Annotated in this window: 20 protein-coding genes; 6 read left to right on the top strand and 14 right to left on the bottom strand. The window is 67.0% G+C overall.

The annotated features are described in order from the left end of the window. Positions 1 to 18 precede the first annotated feature (18 nt). A complete protein-coding gene (locus tag AC3ITW_RS05435) occupies positions 19 to 1,386 on the top strand; it encodes an SLC13 family permease (protein ID WP_004147906.1) in 1,368 nt (455 codons plus the stop codon). A gap of 106 nt (positions 1,387 to 1,492) precedes the next feature. Then, complete coding sequence (locus AC3ITW_RS05430; protein WP_012510388.1) at positions 1,493 to 2,212, top strand: GntR family transcriptional regulator; 720 nt, start codon at positions 1,493 to 1,495, stop codon at positions 2,210 to 2,212. A 71-nt stretch (positions 2,213 to 2,283) separates the two neighbouring features. Here the strand turns inward: AC3ITW_RS05430 and AC3ITW_RS05425 are convergent, their stop codons facing one another. Continuing rightward, positions 2,284 to 2,610 carry a hypothetical protein gene (locus AC3ITW_RS05425; protein ID WP_041864487.1) on the bottom strand — a complete coding sequence of 109 codons (327 nt, stop codon included), beginning with the start codon at positions 2,608 to 2,610 and terminating at the stop codon, positions 2,284 to 2,286. Positions 2,611 to 2,761: 151 nt separating this feature from the next. Between AC3ITW_RS05425 and AC3ITW_RS05420 the strand changes: the two genes are divergently transcribed. Continuing rightward, entirely contained in the window at positions 2,762 to 3,709 is a 948-nt protein-coding gene (locus tag AC3ITW_RS05420) for a nucleoside hydrolase (protein ID WP_012510386.1), read from the top strand. A gap of 4 nt (positions 3,710 to 3,713) precedes the next feature. On the opposite strand, the gene AC3ITW_RS05415 is transcribed toward AC3ITW_RS05420, so the two are convergent. The 8 genes from AC3ITW_RS05415 to AC3ITW_RS05380 form a co-directional block, all read right to left on the bottom strand. Further along, the gene (locus AC3ITW_RS05415) at positions 3,714 to 4,973 is read right to left on the bottom strand and encodes an MFS transporter (RefSeq protein WP_489390126.1); all 1,260 of its coding nucleotides are present in this window, start codon (positions 4,971 to 4,973) and stop codon (positions 3,714 to 3,716) included. Positions 4,974 to 5,050: 77 nt separating this feature from the next. Further along, a complete protein-coding gene (locus tag AC3ITW_RS05410; protein ID WP_012510384.1) occupies positions 5,051 to 6,064 on the bottom strand; it encodes a hypothetical protein in 1,014 nt (337 codons plus the stop codon). 97 nt (positions 6,065 to 6,161) lie between these two features. Next, a complete protein-coding gene (locus AC3ITW_RS05405) occupies positions 6,162 to 6,572 on the bottom strand; it encodes a hypothetical protein (protein ID WP_012510383.1) in 411 nt (136 codons plus the stop codon). A 72-nt stretch (positions 6,573 to 6,644) separates the two neighbouring features. After that, positions 6,645 to 7,781 carry a metallophosphoesterase gene (locus AC3ITW_RS05400; RefSeq protein ID WP_489390125.1) on the bottom strand — a complete coding sequence of 379 codons (1,137 nt, stop codon included), beginning with the start codon at positions 7,779 to 7,781 and terminating at the stop codon, positions 6,645 to 6,647. Between the two features lie 120 nt (positions 7,782 to 7,901). Further along, positions 7,902 to 9,443: a TerC family protein gene (locus AC3ITW_RS05395; protein ID WP_012510381.1), complete on the bottom strand. Its 1,542-nt coding sequence runs from the start codon at positions 9,441 to 9,443 to the stop codon at positions 7,902 to 7,904. A 43-nt stretch (positions 9,444 to 9,486) separates the two neighbouring features. Then, entirely contained in the window at positions 9,487 to 9,711 is a 225-nt protein-coding gene (locus AC3ITW_RS05390; protein ID WP_012510380.1) for a helix-turn-helix domain-containing protein, read from the bottom strand. After that, positions 9,711 to 10,178: a DUF2975 domain-containing protein gene (locus AC3ITW_RS05385; RefSeq protein ID WP_012510379.1), complete on the bottom strand. Its 468-nt coding sequence runs from the start codon at positions 10,176 to 10,178 to the stop codon at positions 9,711 to 9,713. The genes AC3ITW_RS05390 and AC3ITW_RS05385 overlap by 1 nt, the downstream gene beginning before the upstream one ends. A gap of 210 nt (positions 10,179 to 10,388) precedes the next feature. Continuing rightward, positions 10,389 to 10,970, bottom strand: a complete 582-nt coding sequence (locus AC3ITW_RS05380; RefSeq protein WP_012510378.1) for an NMCC_0638 family (lipo)protein — start codon at positions 10,968 to 10,970, stop codon at positions 10,389 to 10,391. Positions 10,971 to 11,098: 128 nt separating this feature from the next. Between AC3ITW_RS05380 and AC3ITW_RS05375 the strand changes: the two genes are divergently transcribed. After that, positions 11,099 to 11,410, top strand: a complete 312-nt coding sequence (locus tag AC3ITW_RS05375) for a metalloregulator ArsR/SmtB family transcription factor (RefSeq protein ID WP_004147836.1) — start codon at positions 11,099 to 11,101, stop codon at positions 11,408 to 11,410. 24 nt (positions 11,411 to 11,434) lie between these two features. Continuing rightward, the gene (locus AC3ITW_RS05370) at positions 11,435 to 12,829 is read left to right on the top strand and encodes a DUF2867 domain-containing protein (RefSeq protein ID WP_100467960.1); all 1,395 of its coding nucleotides are present in this window, start codon (positions 11,435 to 11,437) and stop codon (positions 12,827 to 12,829) included. Between the two features lie 42 nt (positions 12,830 to 12,871). Here the strand turns inward: AC3ITW_RS05370 and AC3ITW_RS05365 are convergent, their stop codons facing one another. After that, complete coding sequence (locus AC3ITW_RS05365; protein ID WP_012510376.1) at positions 12,872 to 13,798, bottom strand: alpha/beta hydrolase; 927 nt, start codon at positions 13,796 to 13,798, stop codon at positions 12,872 to 12,874. A 138-nt stretch (positions 13,799 to 13,936) separates the two neighbouring features. Between AC3ITW_RS05365 and AC3ITW_RS05360 the strand changes: the two genes are divergently transcribed. Beyond that, positions 13,937 to 14,911, top strand: a complete 975-nt coding sequence (locus AC3ITW_RS05360) for a LysR family transcriptional regulator (RefSeq protein ID WP_100467959.1) — start codon at positions 13,937 to 13,939, stop codon at positions 14,909 to 14,911. A 3-nt stretch (positions 14,912 to 14,914) separates the two neighbouring features. On the opposite strand, the gene AC3ITW_RS05355 is transcribed toward AC3ITW_RS05360, so the two are convergent. The 4 genes from AC3ITW_RS05355 to AC3ITW_RS05340 all read right to left on the bottom strand — a co-directional run bounded on the left by AC3ITW_RS05355 (position 14,915) and on the right by AC3ITW_RS05340 (position 18,869). Beyond that, on the bottom strand, positions 14,915 to 15,415 hold the full coding sequence (locus tag AC3ITW_RS05355; RefSeq protein ID WP_012510374.1) for a GNAT family N-acetyltransferase: 501 nt from the start codon (positions 15,413 to 15,415) through the stop codon (positions 14,915 to 14,917). Positions 15,416 to 15,429: 14 nt separating this feature from the next. Then, positions 15,430 to 15,867: a hypothetical protein gene (locus tag AC3ITW_RS05350; RefSeq protein WP_012510373.1), complete on the bottom strand. Its 438-nt coding sequence runs from the start codon at positions 15,865 to 15,867 to the stop codon at positions 15,430 to 15,432. Positions 15,868 to 15,938: 71 nt separating this feature from the next. Further along, positions 15,939 to 17,681 (bottom strand): GGDEF domain-containing protein, encoded by a 1,743-nt coding sequence (locus AC3ITW_RS05345; RefSeq protein WP_012510372.1) that lies wholly within the window; start codon positions 17,679 to 17,681, stop codon positions 15,939 to 15,941. Positions 17,682 to 17,843: 162 nt separating this feature from the next. Then, positions 17,844 to 18,869, bottom strand: coding sequence for an AI-2E family transporter (locus AC3ITW_RS05340; protein ID WP_012510371.1), 1,026 nt, complete (start codon positions 18,867 to 18,869; stop codon positions 17,844 to 17,846). Between the last annotated feature and the right edge of the window lie 123 nt (positions 18,870 to 18,992).

The raw sequence follows: 18,992 nt of genomic DNA, 5'->3' as shown, positions 1-18,992 counted from the left end.
ACGTGTCTGGGAGGGCGCATGAGTCCACAAATCGCAACGATCATCGGTCTGGTGATCATGTTCATCGTTGCCACCGCGATGCCGATCAACATGGGCGCCGTCGCCTTCGCGCTGGCCTTCATCATCGGCGGGCTGTGGGTCGACATGGGGGGCAAAGAGGTGCTGGCCGGCTTCCCCGGCGATCTGTTCCTGACCCTGGTCGGCATCACCTATCTGTTCGCCATCGCGCAGAAGAACGGCACCATCGACCTGCTGGTGCACTGGGCAGTGAAAGCGGTGCGCGGCCATATCGTGGCCATTCCGTGGGTGATGTTCGTGATCACCGCAGTGCTGACCGCCTTCGGTGCGCTGGGCCCGGCAGCGGTGGCCATCATCGGTCCGGTCGCGCTGCGCTTTGCCAAGCAGTACAACATCAACCCGTTGATGATGGGCCTGCTGGTCATCCATGGCGCACAGGCGGGCGGCTTCTCGCCGATCAGCGTGTACGGCAGCATCACCAACGGCGTGGTGCAGAAGGCCGGGCTGGAAGTGACCGAGATGGCGGTGTTCCTGACCAGCCTGGGCTTCAACTTCATGATGGCGACGATCTGCTTCTTCGCCTTCGGTGGCATCGCCCTGCTGCGTCGTGGCTCGATCACCGCGGCGGGAATGGTCGGCAACGCGGAACTGGCGATGGCCGGTGGCCCGCAGGCATCGTCGCGCCAGTTCGCGATCGAAGGCCACGGCGCGCTGGTGGCCGCCGGTGGTGGCACCCTGTCCAATGATCCGGTGGCACTGGATGCGGTGAGCCTGACCCGCGAGCGGTTGTTCACCCTGGTCGGCCTGCTTGGCCTGGGCGTGGCCGCGCTGATCTACAACCTCAACGTAGGTCTGGTGTCGATCACTGTGGCGGTGGTGCTGGCACTGCTTTCGCCGCAGAGCCAGAAAGGCGCGGTCGATGGCATCAGCTGGTCCACCGTGCTGCTGATCTGCGGCGTGGTGACCTACATCGGTGTGCTGGAACATGCCGGTGCGGTGGACTTCATCGGCAACGGTGTCTCCGACATCGGCATCCCGCTGCTCGGTGCGCTGCTGGTCTGCTACGTCGGCGGCATCGTCTCCGCATTCGCCTCATCGGCGGCGGTACTCGGCGCGACGATTCCATTGGCGGTGCCGTTCCTGATGCAGGGCCACCTCAGCGCGGCCGGCGTGATCTGTGCGCTGGCGGTGTCATCCACCATCGTCGATGTCAGCCCGTTCTCGACCAATGGCGCATTGGTGGTGGCCTCGGCCGCCAAGGAAGAGCGCGAGACGCTGTTCCGCCGCTTCCTGGTCTACAGCGGACTGGTGGTGGCGCTGGGGCCGCTGCTGGCCTGGCTGGTATTCGTGGTGCCGGGCTGGATGTAATCATCCCAACGGTGGTGCCAGCCGCTGGCCGGCAATCTCATGAAGCCATCCAGCGATCATGGGTTGCCGGCCAGCGGCCGGCACTACCTGGCGGTACACTTCCTCCATGGCTATTGCCCCTGCCCCACGTTCACCGAAGAAGCGCGCGCCTCTGTATGAAGAGGTGGCCGAACACGTGCGCGAGCGCATCTACGATTACCGGCTGCCGCCGGGCGAGTGGATCGACGAGCCCGCGCTGTGCGAAGAACTGGGCATCAGCCGCACACCCCTGCGCGAGGCGCTGAAGCTGCTGGCCGCCGAAGGCCTGGTGCAGATCGATGCCGGTCGTGGCAGCCGGGTCACCCGTTTGACGCTGGAAGACCTCAACCAGCTGTTCCCGGTGATGGCGATGCTGGAAGGCCGCTGCGCGCATGAGGCGGTGAAGCACATCGACGACGCCGGCGTGCAGCAGCTCGAAGACCTGCATGCGGCAATGGAAGCGGCGGCGGCCGAAGGCAACATCGCCGAGTACTACCGCAACAACTACCTGATCCACGAAACCGTGCAGCACTACGCGGGCAACCCCTGGTTGATCCGCATCACCCACGATCTGCACCGCATCCTGAAGATGCATCGCGGCCGCCAGCTGCTGACCCCCGGGCGCACCGCGCAGTCGCTGGCCGAACACCGCGAGTTGATGGAATGCTTCCGCCGCCGCGATGCGCAGGCCGCCGAACGCACCATGGAACGCCATCTGCTGAGCCAGGGCCAGGCACTGGCCGCCTATGTGGCGGCGGGCGGGCTGTTGAACGTGCCGGCGCCGTTGCCGACCGAAGGCGGCGGCTGAGCGCACAGGGTTGCCGGCCAGCGGCCGGCACTACCAGGACGTGACCTTGGCCGGCACCCTGGGACGTCTCATCAATCGCCGCCACCGCAGCTGCCGCCGTCACCCCCACCACCATCACTGCTGCAGTCGGAACTGCTGTGGCTGTGATGGCTGTGGTTGTCACCGGAATAGCCACCTGAGCTGTCGTAGCTTGCGCCGCCATCCGCCCGGCTGCCCGAGCCATCGGCCGTGGCTACTGCCATGCACAGGATCGCGCCGACCAGCGGCAGCAGCCAGACCAGCAGCAACTGCACCGTCCGGCCGCCCGCCGTCAGGCCGTCACGCTGCGCGATCACCACGGTGGCCACCACGTTCAGGCCCAGCACCAGCAGGACCAGCAGAAGGGCAACGATCAGCATTCGGCGGCTCCGTGCCTGGACTGGGGGCATTATGGCCTGCCACCCCGGCAATGGCCCTGCCTGTCATGAAGATGGGACAATGTAGGGCGCGCCGGCCTGCCCGCAAGGCCGCCGGCCCCCCTGCACCACACGGAAGAAGAAGAACAACAACATGCTGAAAGTCATTTTCGATACCGACCCGGGCGTCGACGACGCCCTGGCCCTGCTGTACCTGCACAAGCACCCGCAGATCGACCTGATCGGCGTCACCACCACCTTCGGCAACGCCTCGGTGGAGTCGACCACGCACAATGCGCTGTACCTGAAGCAGGCCTGGGGCTTTGCCGCCCCGGTCGCGCGCGGTGCCGGTGGCCCGCTGCAGCCCGAAGCTACCCCGGAAGCCTGGCCGGTGCACATCCACGGCCACAACGGCCTGGGCAACCACCCGGTGCCGGCCAGCCTGGACGTGGCCGTCGATGCGCGCCCGGCGGCCCAGCTGATCATCGATCTGGTCCGCGCCCATCCGGGCGAAGTGACCCTGGTCGCGGTCGGCCGCATGACCAACCTGGCCCTTGCCCTGCAGCAGGCTCCGGACATCGCCGGCCTGGTGCGCGGCGTGGTGCTGATGGGCGGCGCCTTCCACGTCAACGGCAACATCACCCCGGCCGCCGAGGCCAACATCTGGGGCGACGCCGAAGCAGCCGACATTGTGTTCACCGCGCAGTGGCCGGTCACGGCGATCGGGCTGGATGTCACCACCCGCGTGGAAATGAACCGCGACGGCCTGGACAAGCTGGCCGCCATCGGCGGTGCCGACGCCGAGCTGGTCCGTGCGCTGTCGCAGGACTACGTCGACTTCTACCTGCAGGCCGGCCACAAGGGCATGGTCGTGCATGACTGCTGCGCCTGCATCGCGCTGACCCGCCCGGAGCTGTTCCAGTTCGAACGTGCCAGCGTGCGCGTGGCCACCGATGGCGTTGCCCGCGGCATGACCATTCCCAAGCCGGAAGGCATGGGCTTTGGTCCCAGCGTGTGGGACGGCCATGTACTGCAGTCGATTGCCATCGGCGTGGATGCGGCCGCCGTACTGGCCGACATCGAGCAGACCCTGAAGGTCTGATCGGCTAGCGCTTGGCCCTGCCCGGGACCGTCTCGGGCAGGGTCCACAGCACTGGCAACACCAGCACCGCCACCAGCGCGATCATCGCGCCCGGCGCGGCCGCCCAGCCGCTGCGCTCCACCCACCATTGCGCCAGCCAGGGTGTTGCTCCGCCGAAGAATGCGGTGGCCATGGTCACCCCCAGTGCCAGCCCGCTGACCCGGCCCTCGCCCGGGAACTGCTCGGCCGTAGCCGGGGCCGCCACCGCGCTCACACCACCGGCTACACAGGCCAGCAGCACCGCCGCCAGCGCGATGCCCAGCGCCGTCGCCTGTGCCATCCACGCGAACAGGGACAGTGGCAGCAGCGCCGCCAGCAGGGTCAGACCCAGCAGCATCGGGCGTCGCCCGACGCGGTCGGACAATGCGCCACACAACGGCGTGATCGCGATGACCGCGACTGCCGCAATCGTCGACAGCCATAATGCATCGCCCTCGTCGTGACCCTGTGCATGCAGGAACGCCGGCACATAGGTGATGCCCACGTAGTAGGTGATCGAGCCCAGCGCCGAGATCGCAAAGGTGCGTGCCACCGCCAGTGGGTGGTTACGCAATACGTGGCGAAGCGGCGTAGCCGGAATACTGCCCTCGCTACGCTGGCGCTCGAACTCCAGCGATTCGTGCATGCCCGAGCGCGCGACCAGGATCACAACCGCCAACGCCGCGCCGACGAAGAAGGGAATGCGCCAGCCCCAGCTGTCCAGCTGCGCGGTGGGCAGCAGCGCAACCGTAAGCGCGGAGATCGCCACTGCCAGCAGCGCCCCCACTTCACTGGCCGCCGAAGCGAGCGAGGTCACCAGCCCGCGTCGCCGCACCGGCGCACTTTCCAGCAGGTACGCCACCACGCCGGTGTATTCGCCGCCTACCGAGAACGCCATCACGCAGCGCAGCACCAGCAGCAGCACGCCCGCCGTGGTACCTGCCGTGGCAGCGGTCGGCAACAGTGCGGTGGCCAGCATCGCCGCTGCCATCAAGGCCATCGACGCCAGCAGCATCCAGCGCCGGCCCAGCCGGTCACCCAGGTGGCCGAAGCACAGCGCACCCAGTGGACGCATCAGATAGGACACCGCGAACCCGGCCAGGGTCACCAGCATCGCCTCCTTGCCGCCGCCGAAGAACACCCGCGACAGCACCGTGGCGAAGTACAGATACAAGGTGAAGTCGTACCACTCCACCACCGTGGACAGGCCGGCCACCCACATCGAGCGCTGCCGCGCGGCAGTCATTGCGTGTTCGCCTTCAACAGCCTCGATCCCGATTGTGCAGGTTCGAGGAGGATGTCATGGCCGGGGTGAAATACCGGTCATCGGCTGTCCGTCGCCTGCATGTACTGGGTTTCATGGCCGGTGAATCGCTCACCGTCAAAGCCGAAGCAGAAGCGACCTTCCTCGAACACACGGTAGACCAGCAACGCGCCGTCGAGGCAGAACTGCGGCTGGTCCACGCCCGTTTCCAGTGTCCCGTAGCCGGTGGCATCTCCGCCTCTCCCTGCTGGTCCGGTGAAGGCATCGAACGGCAGTGGCGTCACCCTGCCCGTGCGGGTATCGACCAGCACCAGCGTGCGCTGGAAGTACTCGGGACGATCATCGACCTGCACCAGCAGATAGTGCTGGTTGAAATTGGGTTTCTGGTGCTGGAGCGCATCTTCGATGGCTGCGCGGTGCCGCGCATCGCAGAAGTCGACCGGGCTGTAGCGGTAGCTGCAGCCGTCGTGGTCGTAGGGCAGGTTCATGCCCGAGTAGCTGACGCCTGCCTGGCTGCCCACATCGCCCCCCGGCTCGGGCGTGCTGCACAGCAGCCACGAACGCTGCGCATCCTCGGGATCGGCCATCAGCTTCGGCTCGCGACCCGCTTCGTAAGGCGCACCACCCGGGAAAGCCTGTCCGAAGCGTTCGCGGACGATCGGACGCGCCTTCTCCAACGGCAGACCGATCTTCGCACCACGGAACGAAACGAAGGTCATCGTCGGCAGGATCACCTCCTCCACCGGCAGTCCCTTCCACTGCCCCTGCACGCAGAACGTGGCGATCTCGTTCTCCTCGTCCTTCTTGCAGGGTCGTGGCGCATTCGCGGCCAGCCAGGGGTGGGCCGGGCGGTCGGTTTGCTGATCGATGTACCAGCCGTCCAGCGCACAGGTCGGCAGGGCATCCAGCAGCGGGGAGAGATCAGTGGCGGCCGCTGGCGCGACAACCGGCGTGTCTGCACTCGGCGCCTCATCCGATGCGTCAGGCGTGCGCTGGCAGGCCACCGGCAGCAATGCGGCGATCAGCAGCACAGCGTGTCGTCGGCGCCCGGTTGAAGGATGCGTTCCCTGCATTGCGTCTTTCCTGGTTTCAGGACCCAGTGCACATGATCGCCGATCCGCGGCCGACTGGGATGCTGGGTGCGGCGCGACCTCCACGCATGGCGTGGAGCTACTGGGAGTGCCTGCTTCCCGCCCGGTAAGCAGCGTAGGCATCGAGGATCTTCTGCATCCGGGCCTGCTGCTTCACACCCATCGGTGCCCGTGGCACACGCTTCAGCAGCGTCTTCCACATATATCCGGAACGGAAGAAGTACGGGCGCACCTCAAGGAAGGTCAGCACGACATCCACCGTATCTGGATCGCGTTCGGCAAGTTGCTTCAGCGCGTTGGCGTAGCCACCCGGGAAAGCAAGCTGTTCATAGCGCTGGTTGTATTCCGCGCAGGCTGCCGCATGCCGCTGCATTTCTTCCGGGCCACGCCAGCGCGTGCCAGCGGCCTCGCGGATGGCTTGGCGCAGCCGATTGATCTCGTCCGCATTGGCCCGGATCAGGCGTTCCATGGGTGCGCGGCGATGGGACATGGTTCCTTCCATGTGGTCTGTCAGGGGTCAGATCCCTTTCCCGCAGGGAAAGGAATCTGACCCCACTTCAGGTCACGGGGCGCGGCGCAGGGTGATCAAGGTGATCTCAGACGGCACACCGATGCGTGCCGGAAATCCGGCCCAGAGGCCAGCACCATTGCTCACGTACAGTGTCATGCCATCCACCTCGTAACGCCCGGACACATAACCGCCATTGGCGCGCTTCACCAGCTGGTCCATGCCAATGATCTGGCCGCCATGTGTATGCCCGGACAGCTGCAGCTTCACCCCGCGTGCGGCAGCCTCGCGCGCATTGCGCGGGCGATGGTCGAGCAGGATCACCGGCGCGCCCGGATCAGCACCGGCAAGCGCGGCCTCCAGATCCGGCAGAGGCAGGCCATAGCGCGCCGCCACCGGGTCGGTGACGCCGGCAATGGTCAGCGCCGCATCGCCCCGTCGTACCTGCAGGTGGCTGTTCTCCAGCACCTGCATGTGCAGCGCGCGAAACGCCTGCATCCACTCCTGGTACTGCGCGTAGTACTCGTGGTTGCCGGTGATGGCGATGACACCATCCGGTGCATGCAGGTCGGCCAGTGGCCGCGCGTCGTCGCGGCGGGCCTCGACGCTGCCATCGATCAGATCGCCGGTAATCACGATCAGGTCCGGCTTCAGCGCATTGCTCTCCTCCACCACCCTGCGCACCCAGTCGCCGGTCAGCAGGCGACTGGCATGGATGTCGGTCAGCTGCAGCACGCGATACCCGTCGAACCCGGCCGGCAACCCGGCGATGCTCACCTCGATCTGCCGGGGCTTGGGCACCGCCATTCCCTGGCTGACGCCATAGGCGCTGACCAGCAGCGCCAGTACACCCGCCACCGGGCGCAGCTTCGGCGCGCGCAACGCCGATACAGCACGTGGCCTGCGCAGGATGCGCGACACCAGCAGGCCCACGTCCAGCACCAGCAGGACCAGCGCCAGCAGCAGTACGGCAGTCGAACCCGTGGCCAACGAGGCGATGGCCAGCTTCGGGATTTCCGGCGACGCCATCGAGCCCCAGAAGGCGGCCACGATGCGCAGTTGCACGGCCACGGCCACCAGCAGCAGCGACAGCACGACCTTCATCCAGATGGGCATGCGCAGTGGCCAGAACAGGCGCCAGGCCACATACAGGCCCATCAACAAACCGATCGTACTCAGCACTGCAACCATCCGGGAAGGAAAACGGGCCCGCCATGGTGACGGTTGCCGGCAGTGTTGTGTAGAGCCGAGCCCGTACCCGGCTGCTCAGGAGGCAGTCGAGCATGGCTCGACTCTACAACAAGGCGTTGGTCAAGCCAGTCCGTCGATGCGTTCCACCCGCAGGCGCGTGATGCGGCGCTTCTCCATCGCCAGCACGGTGACACGTACACTGGTCACCTCCACCGCATCGCCGACGTCCGGCAGGCGGCCCAGCTGTTCCAGCACCAGCCCGGAGATGGTCATGTAGTCGGCACTGCGCGGCAGCGACACACCGGCCAGGCGCTGCAGATCGTCCAGGGTCAGCGCACCATCGGCCTCCCAGCAATCTTCGCCCTGCGCGACCACGCCATAGCGCTCGTCCTGGGTGTCGACCAGGTCACCGGCAATGGCCGCCAGCAGGTCGTTGGCGGTCACCAGGCCTTCCACGCTGCCGTACTCGTCCACCGCCACCGCCAGCGGTACCGGGTGCTGGCGGATCAGTTCCAGCGCCTGCAATGCGCTGGCACTCGACAGCACGTACTGCGGCTCGCGCAGGTTGGCTTCCAGCTGCAGCGGCCTGCCCTGCAGCAGGTCGGCCAGCAGGTCGCGGCTCTGTACCACGCCGCGCAGGCTGTCCAGATCGCCATCGCCCACCAGCAAGCGAGTGTGCGGCGACGCCACCAGGCGTGCCACCACATCCTCCGGCCCACGCGCCATGTCGATCCACTGCACGTCGGCACGCACGGTCATCACGCTCGACACCGGGCGATCGGCCAGGCCCAGCACGCTGCGGATCATCTCGTGCTCGGCCGGCTGCAGGCGCTCTTCGGCGTCCACCTGCTCGCTGGCTTCTTCGTCGTGATGACCATTGGCCGGGCGCGCGCCGAGCATGCGCAGCACGGCGTCGGCGGTGCGCTGACGGAACGGCTGGCGGCGCTCGTTGCGCTCACGGTTGAAACGCACCCACTGGTTGAAGGCTTCGACCAGGATCGAGAAGGCGATGGCCGCGTACAGATAGCCCTTCGGAATCTTGTAGCCCAGGCCTTCGGCCACCAGGCTGAAACCGATCATCAGCAGGAAGCCCAGGCACAGCACCACCACCGTGGGATGCTTGTTGACGAAGCGGGTCAGCGGCTTGCTGGCCACCAGCATCAGCACCATCGCGATGGTCACCGCGGCATACATCACGCCCAGGTTGTCGACCATGCCCACTGCGGTGATCACCGAGTCCAGCGAGAACACCGCGTCGAGCACCACAATCTGAGCCACCACCATCGCGAAGCTGGCGTAGACCTTCTTGCCATCTTCGTGGTGTTCGCGGCCCTCCAGGCGCTCGTGCAGTTCCATCGTGCCCTTGAACAACAGGAACAAGCCACCGCCCAGCAGGATCAGGTCACGCCCGGAGAAGCTGTGGTCGAACAGCGTGAGCAGCGGCTCGGTCAACTTCATGATCCATGCCAGCGCGGCCAGCAGCACCAGCCGCATCAGCAGCGCCAGCGCCAGGCCGATCACCCGCGCGCGGTCACGCTGGTGCGGCGGTAGTTTGTCGGCAAGGATCGCGATGAACACCAGGTTGTCGATGCCGAGAACGATCTCCAGCACGACCAGGGTTGCAAGGCCCATCCATATCGAGGGGTCAGCCAACCATTCCATTTCAGGTCCGTTTCGTCAGTAGGTAAGGGAAAAGGGGAAACACTCAGTCAGCCTCCTGCGCCTGCGCCGGGTCATGCCCGAGCAGGTCACCGGGCGTGCACTGCAGCTCACGGCAGATCGCATCAAGTGTGGAAAAGCGGATGGCGCGCGCCTTGCCGGTTTTGAGGATCGACAGGTTGGCCAGGGTGATGTCGATGCGCCCGGCCAGCTCGGACAGGGTCATTCCCCGCTGCTGCAGCATGCGGTCCAGGGTGATGACAATCGCCATCAGATGACACCGTCGAGGTCATCGCGCATCGCCGCACCCACGGCAAACACGCGTGCCAGCACGAACAGCATCAGCACCGCGACCAGGCCGGTGATCGACATGCCGCCACCGACTTCCATCCAGGTGAAGTCCGGGCCCATCCATGCGGCGTAGGCGCCGATCAGGATCGACAGCAGTTCCATCGCCAGCATCAACCACGCCATGCGCTGCAGGCGCTGCGCATTGGCATGGGTGAACGGCCGCTCGCGTGCCGCCGATGCCAGCAGCCGCAGCAGGTGGCGCAGGAACACCAGGCACAGCACCAGCAGCGCGACGATCGCGCCCAGGCCCAGGCAGAAATGCAGGAACAGGTCATTGCCATGCGCGGCGGCGGCATTGGCGTCGTGGACGCTGTCGAGCAGCCAGCGACGGTCGTGGGCGACCAGCGGCACGGCCAGCAGTGCGGCCAGGATGCCCAGCCAGCACATCGCCCGGACGGCCTGTACGGCGGCCTGGGCCAGGGTGAACAAGCCTCGCGCGGGTCTGGCGCGGGCGGGACGAGCGGTCAAGCGGCCTCCGGTGTTGGGGTGGCTTCGCCGCCCCGGGGTGGATTTATCGATAAACGATATACCACATCCCCGGTGAAAAACTGAATCGCGAGCGTGGCCCCTGCATCGGCCGCCGCGCCAGGCCCGGCGCTAGCGTCCGGGCGCAGCCTGTTCCAGCATCGCCTCGCCCGGGGTCGCCGACGCCATCGCCTGCACGCCGGCCTCCGGTGCCTGCCGCGTGACCAGGCGGAAACGGACCTGCAGCCTGCTCTGGCCGGGCGCGGCCCAGCCGTACTGGATGGCGACCTGATCGGCCGAAAGCGGCCCGCGCCCCGGCAGCGAACGTGCCTGCAACGGCTTCGGTGCGGCCAGCATCAACCGTGCGAAGCCCTTCTGCACCACCGCCACATCGGCCTTCTCCGCATACACCGTGCAGGTGCCATCGTCGGCCCAGCTCACCGCATAGCGGCCACTGGCCAGCGGCACCATCCAGGCCACGCCTGGCTGGCCCTGCAGCAGCGTGGCCGCTTCGGCAGGCTGCAACGGCGACAGTCCATTGGATTCCATCAACGACTGCAGCCGCGCCGGGGCACCGATGTGCTGCATGCAGGCGGTATCGAACAGTTCGCTGAAGGGGTCCTGCGCGGAGGCATTGTCCTTGGCCGCTCGCGCGGGCTGCGCCACAGCCAGGGTGGGCAGCAGGGCCAGGACCAGCCAGAACGCAGCGCGCATCGAAACTCCAAAGACGGAAAGCAGCGGGGAGGATGGCAAAGGGCATGCGGGCCGTGCAACTGGCCGACGCTTGACAGCCGGCTGCAGCGGGAGGACTATCAATTAACGAATTAGTTAATTAGCTCGCCATGGACCGCATCTTCGAAGCCCTTGCCTCCACCGCGCGCCGGCAGATCCTGGCCTACCTCAGCGCCGGTGAGCTCAGCGCGGGTGAACTGGCCGAGCGCTTCGATTTCAGCAAGCCCGCGCTGTCCAGCCATCTGCGCATCCTTGAGGAAGCCGGGCTGATCGAACGCGAGAAGCGTGGCCAGTTCGTGTACTTCCGGCAGGTGCCGGACCGCCTGGCCAATACGCTGTTCTCCTGGGCCGCTGAAGTCTGTCCGGTCGGTGGCCCGCTCAAGCGCGAAGCCCGCGCCCGCCGCAAGTCCCCTGCCCGCTGAGCATCCCTGCCAAGGAGCGCGACCATGCCTGGACCGACCCGCGACCGCCGTTCGTTTCCAGCCGTCCAGCTTCCCGCCCGGGAAGGAGCCAGCCCGACCGAAGTCACGCTGATCGCGCAATTGGGCATCGGTGCCGGTGATGCACTGATCATCGACGCCAACCAGCGCCAGCGCCACCATCCGGCCTTCATCGATGCGCTGGATGAGCCCTCGGCACGGCTGGGCGGCATGCATCTGCAGCAGGGTGATCCGTCCTCGCTGTACAGTTTCTCTGTTGGTGCCGGTGGCCATCCGTTCCATCGCCATGCCGGTCCACGCATGTTCACGGCCGTCGCCGGCAGCGCCGGCGCCGAGCTGCGCTTCGCCAGCGTTTCCGACGCGGAGCTGGCGAGCGATCCCGGCGTCTTCGCGCGCACGCTGCGGCGCGTCCGCATCCCGCCGGACTGCCTGTTCACCGTGCGCTTCGGTGGCGGCACCTGGCACCAGTTCGCATCGAACCACCGCAACCATCCGGCGCTGTTCGCGCTGTCGTGCCACAGCAATGAACTGGCCGGTGCGATGAGCGAGCACACCCGTGCGCAGGTACAGCGCAATGCCGCCGACATTCCCAGCCTCACTGACGTACTGCCGGAAGCCTGCTGGCCGACGGCAGCCGCTCTGGCGGCCACGCCGCTGATGCAGCTGTCACTGCAGGCTGCGCCCCCCAGCCTGCGTGCCCGGCTGTGTGCGCGCACCCGTGCATGGTTCGGCCCGCTGCGGCGGATCACATTGCAACCGCTGCGTGGGTTTGTCGAACGCGCTACGCCGGCCTATCCCATCCAGTCGCAGGCGCCACACAGCGACGGCCTGCTGGCCGCTGCGCTGCCGCTCAGCCACTACCAGGACCTGACCACGCTGCAGCTGGACAGCACACAGCTGCGGCAGCGTTCCGCGTCGGCACTGCTGGCCGAGGTACTGGAAGGCTTCCTGCGCAATCCTCCCAGCGGCGTGGACCGGTTGATGGCGCTGCGCAACCGCCTGGTTGCGCCGCTGCGGCTGCGCACCTCACCGCTGGGCTGCCCGGTATCGTCGCTGCTGTCCAATGACCGCAGCCGGTTGTTTGCTGACCGTTATCCAGTGCTGGATTCGCGGGTCGATGCAGATGACCACTGCGCGGAAGTCCTGCTCGGTGCCGACGACCGCCATCTGCGTTTCCGCAGCAGCGTGCGGGTGCAGCTGCGTGCGGATGGTGGCGTCGAGATCAGTCTCGGTTCGCGCGTGCAGACCCACAATGCGTTCGGTCGCATCTACATGGCGCTGATCGACAGCACGCATCGCCACTACGTCGCACCGGCACTGCTGCGGCGTGCGGCCGAACACGCACTTGCACCGGAACTGGACGGCATCGGTGACTGGGCGGGACACCCCGCGCCCAGGTAATGCCAGACAACCAGCAGCCGGTACCCTCTTGGCAGCATCACCTCACAGATGCTGCCTGAAGAACGGGATCACCGCCGCCAGCGCCTGCGCCACCGGCTCCGGCTTGTCGTACAGATCGTAGTGCGACCAGCCTTCGATCATCGCAACCTGCTTGTGCCTGGACGCTGCGCGGCCATGGATCTCCAGGCCATCACGGTAGGCACCGAAGCCGCCCGGCTTGTCGCCGATCACCACCAGCAGCGGCTGGGTCAGCAGTACCTCGGCCAGGTGGAACGCATCCCAACCGATCGCCGCAGCGCGGTGCGAGAACAGCGCACGCGAGGCACCGTTGGGCTTCTGGCCACGCGCAGTGCGGTAGTACTCGGTGGCTTCCAGCACATCGATATCGGTGATGCCGGCCGCACGCCCCTCCTCCACCGACATCGGCAGGAACATGTCCACGCGTGCCTCGCCGCCACGCATTTCCGCAGTGCGCTGGGTGGCAATCGCCTCCAGCGTGCCAATGGGATCGAAGCCACCGAAGGCTTCACGGCTGAGGCGGCCGAAGTTGACCCCGGTGATGCTGGTGATGGCCTTGATGCGGCGTTCGGTCATGCTGGCGTTGATCGCGTAACCGCCTCCGCCACAGATGCCAAGCACGCCGATGCGTCCGGCATCCACATACGGCAAGGTGACCAGGTAGTCGACCACGTGGCGAACATCCTCCACCCGCTGTGTCGGGTCTTCGATCCAGCGCGGTTCGCCACCACTGGCGCCCTGGAAGCTGGCGTCGAAGGCAATGACCACGAAGCCCTCGCGGGCCAGGGCCTCGCCATAGACATTGCCCGAGGTCTGCTCCTTGCAGCTGCCGATCGGGTGCATGCTGATGATGGCCGGGTAACTGCGCTGGCGGTCAAAACCCGGCGGGAAATACAGGTCGGCGGCAATCTGCCAGGCCATGTCCGGATTCTGGATGCTGACGGTTTCCATGGGCGTTTCCTCTGTGGGGCGAAGGGGCGACCGGGGTGTCGCCGTTGCCAACACGATAGGCCTGGTATTGGACTCGAAAAAGCCGACAATGCTGACCACAGTAGTAAGCTGGAGTTACCAGTCCGCGACGGCCCGCCGATGAATCCATCTACCCCATTCAGCCCCGCCCTGCTGCCGCATCTGGCCGGCTTCGCCCACATTGCCCACCACCGCAGCTTCACCAAGGCAGCCGACGAGATGGGCATCTCGCGTCCGGCGCTGTCGCAGAACCTGAAGACGCTGGAGAGGCAGCTGGGCGTGCGTCTGCTGCACCGGACCACCCGTGAGATGTCGCTGACCGAGGAAGGACAGCGCCTGTTCGACGCACTACGGCCGTCGCTGGGCACCATCGAAGCCGCGGTACGCGGCCTGCGCGCCAACCACGATGCACCGTCGGGCCTGCTGCGCATCAACACCGCGCGCCTGACCGCCAAGACCCTGATCGAACCGCACCTGCCGGAATTCTTCGCGCGCTTTCCCGAGCTGCGCATCGAACTGGTGATGGATGATGGCCTGTCCAGCATCGTCGCCGACGGCTGCGACGCCGGCATCCGCCTCGGTGAACGCCTGGCCGAGGGCATGATCGCGGTTCCGGTCACGCCGATGCTGGAAATGGTGGTCGCCGCCTCGCCCCACTACCTGGCCCGGCATGGCACGCCAACAACGCCGGCCGAACTGGCCTCGCACGAATGCCTGGGCTACCGACAGACCGGCAGCGGCAACATCTATGCCTGGGAGTTCAGCACGCCCGGCCAACCCGGCCATGACTTTGAGGTGGAACCACGCGGTCGCTATGTCAGCAACGACGACGAAGGGATGATCCGGGCGGCGCTGCAGGGACTGGGCGTGATGCAGCACATCGACCTCTCCTTGCAGCCGATGCTGGCCGATGGACGCCTGGTCCGCTTGATGCCGGAGTGGTCCACGCCGTTCCCCGGCTTCTACCTGTATGTGCCTTCGCGCGAGCAGATGCCACCTCGCGTGCGTGCACTGATGGAGTTCCTGATCGAGAAGCGCGAAGGCGTCGCCAAGGCGCTCGGCCGCACGGTGCAGGCCCCCGCCACCCGCGGCTAGGCCTCAACGCGGGTAGCGGTACACCAGATCATCCGCATCGCTGCGCACGGCCTGCGCATCGAGCACGCCGCCCAGCCGCTGCGCAACGGCCTGTGATGCCATATTGTCCGGCGCCATGTAGCTGACCAGGGTCGGCAGCTGCGCCACCACGAAGGCCCAGTCGCGCAGCGCGCCGGCCGCCTCGGTGGCGAACCCCTGCCCCTCATGGCCGTCGTACAGCAGCCAGCCCAGTTCCTTTTCCGGGAACAACGGACCGTGGTTGATACCGACCTGGCCGATGCAGGCACCACTGTCGCCGCGCTCGATCATCAGCGCACCGTGGCCGAACAGCTGCCAGCTGGCCAGGTCGTGGCAGAACTGCCCCCACGCGGCGACCTCACCAAACGGACCGCCCATGCCGCACGCACGCGGCGACGCCAGGAATGCGGCGTAGACCTCGAAGTCATCGAGCCGTTGCGGGCGCAGCCGCAAGCGTTCGGTGTAAAGCGTGGGAATCTCGAGCATGCCGTCGCGCGACCTCAATACACCGCCAGATGGCCACAACCGCGGCGCTGTGGCTGCCCTTCCATCGTCACCTGTACGCTGGCCAGGGTGTCGACGCCTTCGGCAGTGCGGCACGACTCGCGCTTGATCTCGACGACAGCCGGCTGCCTGCCAAGTTCACCGTTGAGCACGATCAGCGAGCTGGGCGCATCCGCCGGCTGCCCCAGATAGCGCAGCGTGCCCTTGTGGATGCGGCCGTCAACGCTGAGGCTGGCATCGTGGTTGCCCTTGCCGGTGGAGGCGATCTCGATGCTCCAACCCGCGCCGCCGCCGGTGAAGGCCGGCACCGGGCTCAGGTCGGCGGCGATGGAGGGATGGCGCGGCGCATCCGCAGCGGTCTGCGAAGCGGTGGAGGTACAGCCGGCCAACAACCCGGCCAGCAGCACTGCGGCGACAACGGGGCGAGCGGTCATGATGGCTCCTTCCAAGCGATCGGAGGGCCAGTCTAGGCGGCACTGCGTGCGCCAGCGATGAACGTGGCGTTTCAGCGCGGAACGCGCCCGCCACCGGCCACCCGCACGCGATCACGGCCCTGCGCCTTGGCCTGGTACATGGCGGCATCGGCGGCACGCAGCAGCGTGCGCCAGCCCAGTGCATCGGTACCTCCCTGGGCCACGCCGAAACTGGCGGTCACCCGCAGTTCGATGCCACCCGCGATTACGATGTCCAACTGCTGCAGCGCCAGGCGCAGCGACTCCGCCAGGCGGCGGCCACCCGCGAGATCACCGTCGGCCAACAGCACCAGGAATTCCTCGCCACCGTAGCGGGCAATGCTGTCACTGCGGCGCAGGTGGCGCTGCAGCAGCTGTGCCACCTGCTCCAGCACCTGGTCACCGGCATCGTGGCCATGGCCATCGTTGATCGCCTTGAAGCGGTCGACGTCCAGCAGGATCACCACCGCACTGGCCTCGCCCTCGGCATGCCGCTGCTGCACCACTTCCTCCAGCGCGCGTCGGTTCAGCAGGCCGGTCAGTTCGTCGGTACCGGCCAGCTGGCGCAGCTCGCTGGTCAACGCCAAGCGTTCCCGCGACTTCTCGCGCAGCACTTCGATGGCATCGAACAGGCGCTGCATTTCCGCCAGCGGATGGGTGACGTGCTGCTCCGGGCCGGGTGCATCGGAGGCGATCTGGATCACCTGCCGCTGCGCCAGCAGCAACGGCCGCAGGATCTGCAGATGGGCAATGCGCAGGGCCACGCCAAGCACCACCAGCGTGCCCAGCGCAGTCGCCACCAACACTGCCAGCCGTGTCGCCTCACGGTTGCGGGTGCGCTCGAAACGGGCGATGGACACGCTCAGGTAGCCATCACGCAGCGCTTCCAGTGACTGCAGCGTCGGCACGTAGCGCGCGGTGAACTCGGCCGCGGTCCATGGTGGCGGCACGCCGCGGCGACCGTCCTCGATCAGCTGCTCGATCATCGGCAGCGACTCGCCAAAGAACTGCCGACGGGCCATGTCCCAGTGCCAGGACAGCTCCGGGTCACTGCGGAACACCGACTGGTGGCTGCCGGCCAGCCGCCACAGTTCCAGCAGGCGGCCCTCGGTCTGCAGTGCAGCGCGTACCTGCTCGTCGCGCCAGGCGCCCGGCACCGCGACCGGCGCCATCACGTTGGACGCCAGGCGGCCGCCATGCTCGCGCAGATCGATCAGCACCTGGCCCTGCATCGCCGGAATGGCTGCCTCACGGTCGACGCTGACCAGCAGATTGATCTGCGCCGAGGTCAGCAGATGCAGCCGGTCGACGACTGCGAACATGCTGTTGATCGCCCGCTCCACTTCCTCCACCCGGCGCGCCTCCTGCGGCTGCGCGGTGACGCGGTCGACCGCCGCACGCGCCGATTTCAGCCGACGCTGCGCATCGGCCAGCAGGCCCTGCTCGTCCACCACACCGGGAGCGGCCCTGAACACGCTGTCCAGCTGCTGCATCGAGATATCCACCCGCCTGCGCGCCATCGCCAGCTGCGCAGCCAGCCGCGCGTGTTCGGCGGCATCGGCCGGGTCGGCGCCGAGCAGGCTGTTGGCCGGGCCGCGTTCGGCGGAGACCAGGTTGGCCAGGTCGAAGGTCTGCCGCAGCTGGCGCAGGCTGACCAGGTTGTCTTCGGCGGCGCTGTAGCGCAGCGTGCCCTGGACCAGCGCGATGGCCATCAACGGCAGCGTACAGACCACGAACAACCCCGCCAGGATCCAGACCCAGGTCCGCAACCCGATGGGCGATGCCTTGCCGGCCATGCAAATTTCCCCTGAAGTGCGGATCACTGTAGCCGCCGGTCCCGGCAGCGCCAAGCCAGTGCCGCGCGAACCGTGACCACGGGTATACCGCAGCTACCGCGAACGCGCCGGCAAGGTCTTACCAAGCGCCTGGGCGGGCCGAATGCGTCACACCCTGCCGTACTAGATCCAGCGCTGGTCGACCAGTTCGCGCTTCACATAGGCGTAGAACACCGGCGCGGCGACCAGGCCCGGCAGGCCGAACGCCGCTTCCATCACCAGCATCGCCAGCAGCAGCTCCCAGGCACGGGCCTGGATTTCGCCGCCAACGATGCGCGCATTGAGGAAGTACTCCAGCTTGTGGATCACGATCAGGTACAGCAGCGCGGCCACGGCCACGTAGAACGAAACCGACAGCGCGACGATGGTGATGATGGTGTTGGAGATGATGTTGCCCACCACCGGCAGCAGGCCGGCGATGAAGGTGATCAGCACCAGGGTCTTGGACAGTGGCAGGTGCACGCCGAACAACGGCAGTACGCCCAGCAGGAAGATGGCGGTGAACACGGTATTGAGCAGCGAGATCTTCACCTGCGCGAACACCACCTGGCGGAACGCGGTGGCCAGGCGGCTGGTGCGGCCGATCAGCTCCTGCGCCAGCGGGCCCATCTTCGGCAGCGGCAGTTCGTCGTACAACGCAATCATCGCGCCCAGCACCATACCGATCAGTACGCGTACACCCACCTGCACCACCGAGGTACCGGCCACGCCCAGCTGGCGCTGATGTTCGGCGGCCCAGTCGTTCAGCGCCGTGCGCAGTGCCGGCATGTCCTCGGGGATGTACGGCTGCAGCAGCGCCGGCACCTGGTGCCGCGACGAATTGAGGATCTCCATCAGCCGTGCCAGCAGCGCGTCCGGCCCACCGGTCTCGTTGCGGAAAAATGACGCCACGCCGATTCCGGCCAGCACCAGCGCGCTGATGATCACCGCTGACAGCACGATCACCGCGATGGCCCGCGCCCGACCTGGCGGCAGCTTGCCCTCCACGGTGGAGGCCAGCAGGTGGGTCAGCTGGAACACCAGCAGACCCGACAGCAGGGTCACCACCAGGCCCAGCTTCAACGCCAGCCACATGCCCAGCAGCATCATCAGCCAGGCCGCGATCCTCGGGACGGGGGGCTTGGGCTGGGCAACAAGGGCGTCTTGCATCAGGGCAGGTCCGGGCGGGGTGGCCCATGGTAGAGGATTGCCGTGGCGATGCCGCGTGCAGGATGAATGGCCGTTACGCCACGATTGCACAGGCCGCCGCCCCGCTCCCGGCAGGCTTCCTCG

This window comes from Stenotrophomonas sp. KH_052 (assembly GCF_057838755.1).
The sequence above is the reverse complement of the archived record's forward strand: the minus strand, read 5'-3'. Positions and strand labels throughout refer to the sequence as shown.